14 protein-coding genes are annotated in these 13140 nt (G+C 40.1%); 3 read left to right on the top strand and 11 right to left on the bottom strand.

Annotated features, from left to right (window positions below; genetic code table 11):
• Position 1: 1 nt before the first annotated feature.
• The gene (gene rpmE, locus ACP5NR_RS01690) at positions 2-211 is read left to right on the top strand and encodes a 50S ribosomal protein L31 (RefSeq protein ID WP_428004484.1); all 210 of its coding nucleotides are present in this window, start codon (positions 2-4) and stop codon (positions 209-211) included.
• 24 nt (positions 212-235) lie between these two features.
• On the opposite strand, the gene ACP5NR_RS01685 is transcribed toward rpmE, so the two are convergent.
• The 6 genes from ACP5NR_RS01685 to ACP5NR_RS01660 form a co-directional block, all read right to left on the bottom strand.
• Positions 236-1144, bottom strand: a complete 909-nt coding sequence (locus tag ACP5NR_RS01685; protein WP_428005854.1) for an asparagine synthetase A — start codon at positions 1142-1144, stop codon at positions 236-238.
• 379 nt (positions 1145-1523) lie between these two features.
• The gene (gene zwf / locus ACP5NR_RS01680; protein WP_428005853.1) at positions 1524-3080 is read right to left on the bottom strand and encodes a glucose-6-phosphate dehydrogenase; all 1557 of its coding nucleotides are present in this window, start codon (positions 3078-3080) and stop codon (positions 1524-1526) included.
• Positions 3037-3981 (bottom strand): phosphogluconate dehydrogenase (NAD(+)-dependent, decarboxylating), encoded by a 945-nt coding sequence (gene gnd, locus ACP5NR_RS01675; protein ID WP_428005852.1) that lies wholly within the window; start codon positions 3979-3981, stop codon positions 3037-3039. The genes zwf and gnd overlap by 44 nt, the downstream gene beginning before the upstream one ends.
• 17 nt (positions 3982-3998) lie before the next feature.
• Positions 3999-4517: a metal-dependent transcriptional regulator gene (locus ACP5NR_RS01670; protein WP_428005851.1), complete on the bottom strand. Its 519-nt coding sequence runs from the start codon at positions 4515-4517 to the stop codon at positions 3999-4001.
• 7 nt (positions 4518-4524) lie between these two features.
• Entirely contained in the window at positions 4525-5781 is a 1257-nt protein-coding gene (locus tag ACP5NR_RS01665; RefSeq protein ID WP_428005850.1) for an NRAMP family divalent metal transporter, read from the bottom strand.
• Positions 5732-6913: an FprA family A-type flavoprotein gene (locus ACP5NR_RS01660; protein WP_428004478.1), complete on the bottom strand. Its 1182-nt coding sequence runs from the start codon at positions 6911-6913 to the stop codon at positions 5732-5734. Before ACP5NR_RS01660 ends, ACP5NR_RS01665 begins: the two co-directional genes overlap by 50 nt.
• A gap of 218 nt (positions 6914-7131) precedes the next feature.
• Between ACP5NR_RS01660 and ACP5NR_RS01655 the strand changes: the two genes are divergently transcribed.
• Both ACP5NR_RS01655 and ACP5NR_RS01650 read left to right on the top strand, forming a co-directional pair.
• The gene (locus ACP5NR_RS01655; protein ID WP_428004477.1) at positions 7132-8406 is read left to right on the top strand and encodes a glutamate ligase domain-containing protein; all 1275 of its coding nucleotides are present in this window, start codon (positions 7132-7134) and stop codon (positions 8404-8406) included.
• Positions 8403-9167 (top strand): TatD family hydrolase, encoded by a 765-nt coding sequence (locus ACP5NR_RS01650; protein ID WP_428005849.1) that lies wholly within the window; start codon positions 8403-8405, stop codon positions 9165-9167. Before ACP5NR_RS01655 ends, ACP5NR_RS01650 begins: the two co-directional genes overlap by 4 nt.
• 51 nt (positions 9168-9218) lie before the next feature.
• On the opposite strand, the gene ACP5NR_RS01645 is transcribed toward ACP5NR_RS01650, so the two are convergent.
• The 5 genes from ACP5NR_RS01645 to mscL all read right to left on the bottom strand — a co-directional run bounded on the left by ACP5NR_RS01645 (position 9219) and on the right by mscL (position 13085).
• Positions 9219-10058, bottom strand: coding sequence for a carbohydrate ABC transporter permease (locus ACP5NR_RS01645; RefSeq protein ID WP_428004475.1), 840 nt, complete (start codon positions 10056-10058; stop codon positions 9219-9221).
• Positions 10055-10933: a carbohydrate ABC transporter permease gene (locus ACP5NR_RS01640; RefSeq protein ID WP_428004474.1), complete on the bottom strand. Its 879-nt coding sequence runs from the start codon at positions 10931-10933 to the stop codon at positions 10055-10057. Before ACP5NR_RS01640 ends, ACP5NR_RS01645 begins: the two co-directional genes overlap by 4 nt.
• A gap of 133 nt (positions 10934-11066) precedes the next feature.
• Positions 11067-12392: an ABC transporter substrate-binding protein gene (locus tag ACP5NR_RS01635; protein WP_428005848.1), complete on the bottom strand. Its 1326-nt coding sequence runs from the start codon at positions 12390-12392 to the stop codon at positions 11067-11069.
• Positions 12393-12442: 50 nt separating this feature from the next.
• Entirely contained in the window at positions 12443-12514 is a 72-nt protein-coding gene (locus ACP5NR_RS01630; RefSeq protein ID WP_428005865.1) for a DUF2087 domain-containing protein, read from the bottom strand.
• Between the two features lie 109 nt (positions 12515-12623).
• On the bottom strand, positions 12624-13085 hold the full coding sequence (gene mscL / locus ACP5NR_RS01625; protein ID WP_428005847.1) for a large conductance mechanosensitive channel protein MscL: 462 nt from the start codon (positions 13083-13085) through the stop codon (positions 12624-12626).
• Positions 13086-13140 lie beyond the last annotated feature (55 nt).

Raw genomic sequence — 13140 nt, 5'->3', positions numbered from 1 at the left:
CGTGAAAAAAGGTATACATCCACAGTTGCACGAAGTTACGGCTACATGCGCGTGTGGTGCAGAGTACAAAGTGTTATCTACGAAAGATAAGATAACGTTAGAAGTGTGTTCCGCGTGCCATCCGTTCTTCACAGGTAAAAGGTCAAACATAGTTGACATTGAAGGACAGGTTGATAGGTTTAACAAAAGATATTCAAACACTAAAAAGTAAAAACAGCCCTAAGGGGCTGTTTTTCTATATTGACACAGTTCCTGGTACCTTTGCGAACAACCTTGCCTCAGAGACATGCTTTAAGTTACATACAAATCTTGTAAGTCTTTCTATACCGATTCCACATCCCGCCGAAGGTGGAATCCCTTTTTTTACCTCGTCAAGATACCATCTTAAGGCTTTCTGATCATTGCCTTTAAGACCCATTCTGTAAAGAATTTTTTCGTATTCGTGTTCTCTTTCTCCCCCGGAAATGGCTTCCCCGAAGCCATACGGGTATATAAGATCCATATCGACAAGCACTTTATCATCTCCGTCTAACCTATCGTAAAATTCTCTTTCCTCTATCGGGATGTCTATGAGCCAGAACGGTTCTGTGGCCTTTTTTGAAAGGATAGTTTCGAAATCAGGACCATATTCGTCGTAAGCCTCAAGGTATTTCACACGTTCAAAAGGAATTTTGGGAATTGAAAAATGAGGATTCATAGTTCTGATGATCTGACCAAATTTTTCATCGACACCCTTAAAAATTTCCACGAACATGTTTTCTATAAGAGTTAAAATATCATCCCTTTTTGCATCTTTGACTTCAAGATCAAGTTGCGTGAATTCTATAAGGTGTCTTCCAGTTGATTTTTTTTCTTCCGTTTCGAGACGTATGTTCGGAGAAAATGTGAAGATTTTCGGAAACACTCTAACTGCAAGTTGTTTGTGAAAGATCATTGATTTGGTTAAAGCATACTGGCCATCGTAGTAATCGATCGAAGCGTCAAAAACGCTGTGGTTGAGAGGATCGGTTATCGGAGAAATGATAACCGGTAGAATTTCTATAAATCCAGATTTCCTCAAAAATTGTCCGGATTCAGACATGATCTCGCTTGAAATCTCTAACACTTCTCTTTTTACTTTGAGACTTTCCTGAACATTTACCATTCTAACACCTCCTGAAAATTTTAAAAGGCCGATGAGTTTTCTCATCGGCCTTTTGGGATTTTTGTATCAAAAACTAACCCAACCGACCGATGTCGATTGAGTTATTATTGTTGTTGTTAATTTTAGAAGTCATACATGTTAAACATATAATCATTTCAACACTTCCTTGAAATTTTGAATATTATGCCACAAAAAAAATAAATTGTCAATAGCAAGATTTGCTTTTACCTTAAATCATGTAAAAATCATCTATTCATTTTAACTCCGACAGGTGCCCCTTCGGAATCTGTCCTCGCTTCGCTGCGAAGGCTTCCTCATGGGCATCCTGTCCTCCGCTAAAATGTTCTATTTTTAAACTTTGATTCAGCATAATTGCCACTCACAGTTGATGCCATGATCTGCCGTCTTTCTGAAGTAATTCATCTGCCTCCATCGGTCCCCAACTTCCGGATGGATAGATGTGCAATTCGTTTTTTACCAGTTCCTGTTCATTTTGCCAGTTTTGAATGATCGGCGTGAAGATAGACCATGATTCTTTCATGACGTCATCTCTCACAAAAAGCGTTTGATCTCCGAGCATACAATCTAAAAGCAATCTTTCGTACGCGTCCGGAGGTTTTTCTCCAAATACTTCTTCGTAATCAAAATTCATCGTAAGTGTGCTCATACACAACTTTGGTCCTGGATGTTTTGCCTGAAAAGACAAAACTATACCTTCCTCCGGCTGGATGTTTATTCTTAAAATATTCGGCGGTATGTTATCAGTGGAGAGTTGCGGGAAGATGGAATGAGGAACATGTTTAAACGTTACGACTATTTCGCTTACCCTTTTTTGAAGTCTTTTGCCAGATCTCATGTAAAATGGCACACCGCTCCATCTCCAGTTATCTATTAAAAATTTTCCCGTTGCAAATGTTTCTGTTTTGGATTCCGGATTCACTCCTTTTTCATGACGGTATTCGACCACTTCTTTGCCATCTATTTCTCCTGCCCCATATTGCCCGCGGATTATCCACCTGTTCAATTCATTTTCCGGAAATTTTCTTACAGATCTAAACAATTTTATCTTCTCATCATGAACTCCATCCGCATCAAATGATGCGGGTGGTTCCATCGCAACAAGGGATAAAAGTTGCATCATGTGGTTTTGAAACATATCTCTTATAACTCCCGCGTGATCGTAATATCCGGCTCTATGTTCAACGCCAAGATCTTCTGCTACGGTTATTTGAAAGTTGTCTATGTAACGGTTATTCCATACGGGTTCAAAAAGAGAATTTGCGAATCTGAAGATCAGTATGTTCTGCACCGTTTCTTTTCCAAGATAATGATCTATTCTGTAAATCTGATCTTCCCTTAAGACAAGGTGCAGTTTTTTATCAAGTTCCACAGCACTTTCAAGATCGAACCCAAATGGTTTTTCAACGATGACTCTCGAATAAGATGAATCGTCGTCGTAAGTTAAACCTAAATCCCCAAGGTTATCTATTATAGGGGTGTAAAGATCCGGAGGAACGGCCATGTAGAATATCCTGTTTCTATCGGTATAAAATTCTTTATCGAGGCTTTTAATGCTCCATTTAAGATCGGAATACAAAGAAAGTGATTCATAATCTCCTGAAAGATAAAAGCACCTTTTCGAGAATGCTTGAATTTTGTCGCCGTTAGAGGTATTATCCTCATTTGACAATTCAGAGATTATTTTTTCTCTAAACTCATCGTCCGTGAAATTGGTGCGCGCTATTCCGAGAATGTAAAAATTTTTCGGAAGCAAATCTTTCAAAAACAAACCGAAAAGCGACGGGATCAATTTTCTATGTGTCAGATCTCCGGATGCACCAAAAATTATTATGCCTGTGGGTTTTGGGAGCGATTCCGTGCAGAAAAAATCTTTACATGTTAAGATCTTTTTCTCCGGTTGGATCAATTTTATCATCTTCTTTGTAAATTTTATGGCCGCCAAATTCTTTTCTCAGCGCCGCTATAACTTTATCGGAGAAAAGATCATCTTGCCTTGATTCAAATCTTTTGAACAGAGAATAGGCTATTACATTCGCCGATACTCCGAGATCAACCGCTTCTTTGACAGTCCAGCGGCCTTCTCCTGAATCATCGACATATCCTTTTATGTTAGAAAGTGTACCATCCTCTTCAAATGCTGATTCTAAGAGTTCTAAAAGCCATGATCTGATGACACTGCCGTGATTCCAAATATGTGCGACCTTGTTGAGATCAAGATTTGCCCCGTAAGGTGAAGATTTCAAAATTTCAAAACCTTCTCCGTAGGATTCCATCAGTGCATATTCGATGCCGTTGTGAATCATCTTTGTGTAGTGACCTGAACCTGTGTCACCGCAATACATATAACCTTCTTCTGGAGCAAGTGCTTTCAAAATAGGCTCGATGTATTTGAAATCTTCCAATTTACCACCTATCATAGTGCAATAACCAACTTCCAAACCCCATATTCCACCCGAGACACCCGCGTCGACGTAGTTAATCCCTGACTTTTCAAGGTATGCCGCACGTCTTAAATCATCCTTGTAAAATCCATTGCTACCGTCTATTATCATATCTCCCTTTGATAAAATTTTGGAGAGCATTTCAACGTATTCATCGGTCGGATTACCGGCAGGAAGCATTATCCAGACAATCCTACGCTCGCTTAAATGATTTACAAGTTCATCGAGAGTTTGAGCGCCAATCGCGCCTTCCTTTTCAATCTCTTGAGTTTTTTCAAAAGTTCTGTTGTAGGCGACAACCTCATGACCGTTTTTTAAAAGCCTGCGAGCCATATTCATACCCATTCGACCAAGTCCTATAATTCCAATCTTCATTTAAATCACCTCTCTATCTATTTACTGTTTTTTGGCTCATCTTTGAACCTTAACAACAAACGTGTTTTACACACGTCTTCGGATGGAAGATCGCCATTTTCCGAAAAATATGAGAAACAAAAACACTCGCGCGTGTGAAATTTCTTCTCCATGAGATCCACGAATTCCATAAAAGCAGAGATATTTTTGATCGCTTTTTCATCAAGATCATGCTCTATCTTGTGAGCGTCTTTTTCTGCAATTTCTTGAGGTAAATTAAGAATGTCTTTTAAAAATTTGTAAAGCACTTTGTGCCTTTTTTCTATTTGTGCTGCGAGTTCCATCCCTTTTTCCGTCAATTCAACGTACCCGTAATTTTCGTGGACGATGAGTCCCGCCTTCTCCATTTTTTTCAACATCACATTTACCGCAGGCATTTTCACCTTTCTTTTTTCGGCTATATCTTTTAACCTTACGACTTTCTTTTCATCGCCCAATTTCAATATATCCAAAAGATAATCTTGAAAACTGCTGCTCAAATCATTTATATTTTCCATTTTTCCCTCACAGACTCTTTAAGGCTATAAATCCAAAGATCAAAACAAATGAAAGACTTCCCCAGTAAAATGCTTTCCATTTTTTGTTGGATACGTATTCTCCCATGATCTTTTTGTTTGAAGAAATAACGCCTACCATTATTCCCGGACCTATGAGCACGAAAACAAAGACAACCATCAAATTAAGCATGAAATTTATAAGATCCGAACTGAAGATCATCGGAACAAAAACTGCCGGCAAACTTTCAAGCACGTACACTATCCATGCTTTATCCTTTGGAATGTTTGCCGCTTCCACAAAGCCCCATGCACTTCCCAAAGATACAACCACAAGCGCAAGGAAGCCTGCGGCGGCAAGTCCTATACCGAATATGTAAGGAGAAAGAGGGCCGGCTATCGAAGAGAGTATCGTCGAGAGTTCTTTGGGTGACATGAGATTATCGGATGGATCGATACCGGTGGCGACCATTTCAACCACAACCATCAAAATCTCCGTGACTATTGCCCCTATCAAAGTTTCCTTTTTTGAAAGGGAAAGGGCCTTTCTTTTCAAATACGTCTCTCCCTCTTCACCTAAGTGTTCACGTGCGGACGAGACCTTTTCTCCCGCAGCCGAAGCCTGAAAAAAGAGCATAAAAGGCATTACCACGGCTCCAACGGTCACCGCAAGCATGAAGAAGAAAGAAGTTGACGGAAGAATGTAGACAGGCGAGTACGGTTTGATTCCCCTGAAAATCAAAGTGATCACGAATGTCGTTATCAAAACGCCCGAGATTGCAAGCAGGAGTTTCTCGAATTGGGCGTATTTTCTTTTCGTTATAAGCAGGATGTGTAAAACAAAAACGACGGGCAAAGATATGAAAGGAGATATTCCAAAAATCTTAAGTCCTATCGCTATGCCTGCATATTCGGCGATGTAGGTTATAACGTCCGTTATAACCATGGGAATCGTAAGCGCAAGGGCAGTACTTTTTGAGTAATGCTTTCTTATCACCGTTCCGAGCCCTTGCTGTGTCACGACGCCTATTCTGCCCGCCGCTTCTTGAATGAAAAAAAGCGGAATTATAAGCAATAACATAAACCATATCAGTCCATATTTAAACGTTGCACCCACTTCGGCCGCGCTTATCGTGCTTGCGGCATCCATATCGGCCATCATGGTAAGCCATGCGGGACCGAAAAGGTGCATGTGATGACGGTGACGAAATCTGTGCTTAGAGGTTGATCGATCTGTGTTTTTGAGAGATTCGTTCTGCAAGATCATCTATTCCTTTCAAATCTTCCTCCCTGCCGTCTCCTTTTATGAGTACAGGCGGTATCATCTCAACCTTCAAATTGCCCAGTAAACCTGAAAGTACATCGACCTCGCGTCCTCCCCAGTCGTAAGAACCTATCACGGATGCGAACTTTGCCTTCGGCCTTAACACATTTGCCAAATATGCGACGTAAGCGATCTTCGGATGGACCCCGCTAAGCATTGTCGGAGATGCAATAACTATCGTTGCCGCGTCTATTAAAGCCATTGCCATGTTGCCTATGTCTGCGGTTACGACGTCAAATGGCCTTGCGTCGATTCCTTTCTCTTGGAGTTTTCTTACAAAACGATCGACGAACTTTTGAATGCTTCCGTGCATTGAGAGATATGGAATGACGACAACATTTTTGACTTCTTCAGAAGACCAGTCACCGTAGGCATCCATTATCATCTTTGGATTTTGATAAATGCATCCATGGGACGGTGCTATTATCTCGAAGTCAAAATCTTTTATCTTTTGAAGATTTGATCTTATGGAGGTTCTGAACGGCACCATTATCTCCGAATAATACCTTTTGGCCGCCTCCATTACTTTACCTTCATTCGTTGCGAAAAGATCGTTTGTGGCTATGTGAGATCCAAAAAAATCGCATGTGAAAAGTATTTTATCCTCCTCAAGGTAAGTCGAAAAAGTCTCGGGCCAGTGAACCCACGGTGTGAAGATGAACTTTAAAGTTTTCCCGCCAATGTCCATTGTACCCATGTCTTCGATGACCAAAAATTTGTCTTCTGGTACCTTCACAAGTTCGGTCAAGAATTCCTTTCCTTTTTTGTTTGTGACAACTTCGGTCATGGGATACATCTTCAAAATTTCAGGAATGGATCCGGAATGATCCTGCTCGGAATGCTGGGATACGATGTAATCGATCCGGTGCAAATCCAAACTTTTCAAATCTTCGATGAGTTCTTTTGTTTTTCTGGGATCCACGGTGTCGATGAGTACGATCTTGTTCTTCCCCTTAACAACGTAAGCGTTGTAACTTGTGCCGTCGGGCAGAGGAATGAGTTCATCGAAAAGTGTTCTGTCCCAGTCGTTAGCCCTTAAAGAAAAAACGTCTTCTTTGATTTTTTGAACTGCCATAACCATTCGCCTCCATAAAGTTATATTCATCAAACTTTCTTATCTCTGTTTAAGTATAGCATTGAATAACGATTTAAAGGTTTCTTTTTTTTGAAATTAATATTTAAACACTTTTAAAATTTGGTAAAAGATGATAACATAAATACACCAAGTAAATTTTAAAAATTGAATATCTATGATTGATTCATTATCAATGAAGAATTTGTGGAGGCATTAACTTGAAAATACATTTTGTCGGTATAGGTGGTATGGGCTTAAGTGCGCTTGCCCTTTGGTCAAAACACGTCGGTTATGAAGTTACAGGATGCGATCTGTCCGACGGACCGATGATAAAAATCATCCGAGATCTTGGAATAGAAGTCACGACAGGCAAAAATGAGATCATCGATCATCCTGATATCGTCGTTGTTTCTTCTGCCGTTCCGAAAGCAACTGTTGACGATTTCAAAAAATCCGGTTTTGAAGTTGTCGAACGTATGGATTTTGTTACCTCAAAAATAAATCCGTTGATAGGCATTACCGGCACAGACGGGAAAAGTTCTACAACTTTCATGTCTCAATGGTTAGCGACTAAAAACGGTTTGGATCCGATGATGATATGTGGTGCGATACCTGTTAATTCAACATTTGGTACCTTTAAATCTGGTAAAGGCGGCATTATCTTTGAAGTCGATGAATCCGATCCAAAGATGGAAGATGTGAAATCTGAAATTGGACTTTTAACTAACTTGAGATACGATCATCTTGACAGATATCAAAATGATTCGAAGTTGCAATTCGAAAAAGTGGTGAATTTTTTAAAGAAAGCGAAGTACACTGCAGTACCTTTCGATTTTGATTTTGATGCCTCCATCAAGGTGGGAAAAGGTGGGGATATCGAATACTGGCCCATCGAATCGGAATTTAAAAAACAAGTTTTCAAGGTAAAATACGGCAATGCTGAAGTAACAGCCACACTCAACATTGCCGGAGTTCATCAAATCGCAAATGCCACAACGGCAATTGCGGGTGGCATTTTGGCTGGCCTTCCATTTCAAAAATGCGCAGAGGCACTGTCTGATTATCCGGGCTTAAAAAGAAGGCTTGAGGTTTTGCATGACGGAGAATCGACAGTTATCGATGATTACGCGCACACTCCGGATGAGGTGAAATCTGCCCTTATGTCTGTAAAGCCTTATTTTAAAAAGATAATCGCGATTTTTGAACCTCACAGGTATACAAGATTTTCAAAATTCGAAAAATATTTTGCGGATGTTCTATCCTTTGCCGACGAAATATATGTAACGGAAATTTTCGGTGCCTTTGAAGATGAAAACAATATCGGCTCTGAAGTGCTTGCCGGTGACATAAAATCTAAAGGTAAATCTGCTAAATTTGTTAAACTTGATGAAATTGTCGAGACTTTAAAAAAAACACGAGCAGATCTTTACATTTTCATGGGAGCAGGGAATATAACTTACAAAGCACATGAATTCGCAGGTGAAGTTGAATGATAGATACACATTCGCACCTTACGATGGATGATTTCGATCAAGACAGGGAGCAGATCGTTGAAAATTTCGAAAAAGATGGTTTGGAACTCGCCGTAGAAATTGGATTTGATCTTGACTCGAGTCAAAAAGCGGTCGAATTTGCCGAGACGCATGATAAAATCTACGCCTCTGTGGGTATACATCCCCACGATGTTGTAAATCTTGAAAATGGATGGCAAGAAAAAGTAGAAGCACTTTTAAATCGAAAAAAGGTCATGGCGGTTGGTGAAATAGGGCTTGATTATTACAGAGACCTTTCTCCAAGAGATTTGCAAAGAAAATATTTCGAATTGCAACTTGAAATTGCGAAAAAGAAAAATTTACCCGTCATTCTTCATGTAAGAGATGCGTATTTCGATGCTTACGAGATCGTGAGACATTTCGATCTTACGGCGGTTGTTCACAGTTTCAACGGAGAAAATGAGGATTTGAAAAGATTTCTTGATCTTGGCTTTTACATAGGTGTTGGCGGTATGGCAACTTACAAAAAGCACGAAAATCTCAGAAAAATCCTGTCTTTTTCACCAATAGAAAGGATATTGACGGAAACAGATTGCCCGTATTTATCTCCCCAACCTGTCAGAGGAAAAAGGAACGAACCTAAATACGTGAGATTTGCGGTTGAAACTTTGTCTTTGATCTTTGATGTACCTTTCGAAAAGGTGGAAAAAATAACTTCTGAAAACGCTTTACGCTTTTTCAAAATCACACGTAACGCATGAAAATATCGGTCCTCATCGCTGTTTAATCTTCACTCATAACCTCTTTGCCCGTTACTCTTTTAGTCCCGTTGTTATTATGCCCCTTACAAATAACTTTTGAACCGCAAAGAAAAGAATCAAAGTAGGTGCCAATACCATAAGCGTGCCTGCCATTATAACGCCCCAGTTGCTTGTAGATTCGACATTTGTGAGCATTTTTAAACCTATCTGTGCCGTTGCCATGTTGTTCGAATTTGTAACTACCAGTGGCCAAAGATAAAGATTCCATGCGTAAACGAAATTTATCATGGCAATTCCGCCTATTGTAGATTTGGAAAGTGGAACCAGTATTTCAAACAAAAATCTCATCGGTCCTGCCCCATCTATTTTGGCCGCGTCTTCAAGTTCTTTCGGAACGGTCATAAAATGTTGTCTCATCAAAAAAGTTGTTGTTGCACTTGCCAAAAACGGTATTGTCAAAGCCCAATAAGTGTTAACCCAATGGAAACTCTGCATTATCTGAAATAACGGAACTATCATTATCATCTCTGCCGGCATGAAAAGCGTTACAAACAAAGCGGCAAAAAGCAAAGATGAACCTTTGAATTTGAAGTTTGAAAAAGCATAACCTGAAAATATCCCAAAGACAGTCTTTCCCAACGTTATGATTATGCCCATTATCAAACTGTTCAGCATTAACCTTCCTAAATTTATGGAGTTAAAAGCACTTACGTAATTTTGAATGTAAAATGAATTTGGAAAGATTTTAGGTGGATATACGAAAACCTCGGCAGGTTTTTTAAGACTCATTGTTAGAGCCAGAAATATTGGAAGCAGGATGATGATTGAAACCACTATCAACCCTATTTCTATTAAAATGGTTCTAAGAATTTTCTTTTGACTTTTTTTCATTGGTAAAACACCGCCTTCTGGCCAAATTTGAAGTAAAGGTATGTGAACACAGCCATTATAAGTATTAAAATGACAGATTCGGCCGAAGCGAAACCTGTGTTGAAATTTACAAAACCATCCTGGTAAAGTTTGTATATCAAAGTAGATGTAGTGTTGGCCGGTCCTCCCTGGGTCATGACATCTATCGTCGCAAAAGCCGAAAAGGCTGTAAAAGTTACATTCATGACGATCAGGTAAAAGGTTATCGGAGAAAGCAATGGAATGGTTATCTTGATCAACCTGCTTGATGCGTTTGCCCCGTCTATTGTGGCCGCCTCGTAGTAACTTTGCGGAATTGATTGAAGACCCGCGAGAAAGAATATTATGTTGAATCCAAGGTTTTTCCATATCGTCGCTATCATTATCGCTATGAGGGCAAGAGGATAGGTGGTAAGCCATTGGGGCTGTGCTTTGAAAAGTACCAAAAACAAATAACTTATGTATCCTGCAACAGGACTCAACAGAAAAGCCCACAAAGTGCCTGCAACGGCCGGCGAAACAGCGTAAGGGGCAAAGATCAAAGTCCTGAATATGCCTATGCCTGGCACCTTTTGATTCAAAAGGAGTGCAAGGAAAAGAGAAATGGTAAGGCCTGCGACCACCGTGACCACAACAAAGATCAAAGTTGTGTATGCCGATTGAATGTATTGCCCCGAAGTAAACAGAGACCAAAAATTCCCAAATCCTGTAAAAAACAACCTGTTTCCAAACGGGGACATTTTGTAAAAACTAAGTTTGAATGTTTGAAAGGCGGGGTAATATATGAAGATAACGACTATTAAAAATGTCGGTATAAGCAAAAGGTAAGGGAAAATTTTTCTCGACAATTCAATCACCTCTTTTGAACAACTTTAAATTCCGATCACAATTTTAGGATATCCTGCCCTACGTTTAAAGTAAATGACTATTCGGCTTTTAAAATAAGTTAAGTATAAAAGAGGGCATCATTTGGTGCCCTCTTTCATCTTATCAATAAAGAGAATTGTAATTTGCTATTGCTTGATTGGCCTGATCTTGTGCCCATTGAAGTGCCTGTTGTGGTGTCATCGCTTTGGTGAACATTTTGCCAAAAGCGTTATCGACGGCTGTCCTTATCTGCGGAAACGCTCCTGTTGCCCCGCCACTTGTTGCCGGCGTAACGTTGGACATGAGAAGTTGTAAAACGGTAACAAGGTATGGTGGGTTTTTAGCGTAATATCCCTGATACATGAGTTTTATTATCGCATTTTTGTTGACGGGGAAATATCCCGTCCCAGTACTCCATTGAATCTGGGCATCAACACTTTCGAGAAATTTAAGGAATTTCCATGTTGCTTCTTCTCTTTGAGTGTTGTTGGTGTTGACCATCCATAAACTCGCACCGCCGACTATTACACCACCGTAAGGTATGCCCGACGGATGTGGAAGGAACATCACGCCAAGTGAAAAATTGCCTGACTGAGCGGCTTTAACCATCATGTTGACATCAGAAGTAGATGTTATGAGCATGGCTGCTCTTTGAGAGATGAAGATTTGTCTTGCGTTGTCCCAGCCCGGTCCTGCATTTATAGCAGACCCATTTTGAATCATGTCGTTGAAGAAATTGAAGATCCTCAATCCAGATTCATTTGCAAAGACAGCCTTTGTAGCCCTGCCGTCGCGGCCGTTGTTGTTGTTTAAAAGCAAAGCATTTTGAACTGCCATGAATTGTTCGAAAAACCATGCAAGAGGCTCTCCACTACCGAAGGTAAAACCGTACTGTATCGTGTTGCCGTTAGCGTCTTTAACCGTTAATTTTTGTGCATCGGCGATGAATTCTTCAAATGTAGTTGGTGGGTTGTTTGGATCGAGACCCGCTTTTTCAAAAAGTGTTTTGTTGTAAAAGATGACTGGATTTGAAGAGTTAAATGGCAAACTGTAAAGTTTACCGCCTACCGTGTAATAACCTCTTGAGGCTGAAACAAGTGTGTTGATGTCAAAGGACGAATCCTTGTCTATCATGTTTTGGATGGGTATTATCACACCGCTGTCTATCATCATTTGAGTCCCTATGTCGTATACCATGGCAAGATCCGGTGGATTTCCCGCCCTTACGGCCGCTATCATCTTTGTCATCGTGTCTGTGTAAGAACCTGTGTATTGAACGTCAACTTTGATATCCGGATTCTGCTGCATGAATTCATTTGCGAGATTTTGCAAAAGTTGAATTCTGTCAGTACCTCCCATTGCATGCCAGAATTGAATTGTGACAGGTGCGGCAAAAATCGCCGATGCCAAAACGGCCACTACCGAAAACAGTAATATCTTACGCCACATTTCAGAAACACCTCCCTTTGAATTTTTTGACTTATCAGGGAATATCCCTGTTATATCTTTTTATAAGTACTGCCGTCTGCCTTTCTTTCCAAAAACCCAAAATCGACAAGGTATCTTCTAATTTCGACATGATCTGGATATATCGATGAAAGGACGGAATTAACATTTTTTCAGTATAAACACGATTTTCCTTGAAAATTCCTCCACCCCTTCACCTTCTCAAAGAAGAACCTACGATTTTTTTTCAATATTGGAAAGATCGGAGGTGCAATTGGGACATCTCACGGCATCTATCGGTATATCGGTTTTGCAGTAAGGACATTTTTTCGTCGTTACGGGTGCCGGAGCGGCAGGCTTTTGGTATTTCTTTTGGGTTTTGTAGACGAGAGTTATCATCAAAAACACGACGAACGCGATTATCAAAAAATTGATGATGGTGTTCACAAAAACACCGTAATTTATCGTCGGAGCACCGGCAGCCTTTGCCGCCGCAAGGGTAGAATAATGTTTGTTTGAAAGGTTGACGAAAAGATCCGCAAAGTTAACTTTCCCTATAAGTAAACCTATTGGTGGCATTATGATATCGTTAACAAGCGACGATACCACGGAACCCAAGGCTATACCTATTATTATTCCAACAGCCATGTCCAAGACGTTTCCGCGAGACAAAAAATTACGAAAATCTTTGAGCATGATATCCCCCTCCCTATTCACGATTTTTATAATTATACACCAAATTTTTAGATTA

The organism is Athalassotoga sp., assembly GCF_049965695.1.
Classification (GTDB): Bacteria; Thermotogota; Thermotogae; order Mesoaciditogales; family Mesoaciditogaceae; genus Athalassotoga.
The sequence above is the reverse complement of the archived record's forward strand: the minus strand, read 5'-3'. Positions and strand labels throughout refer to the sequence as shown.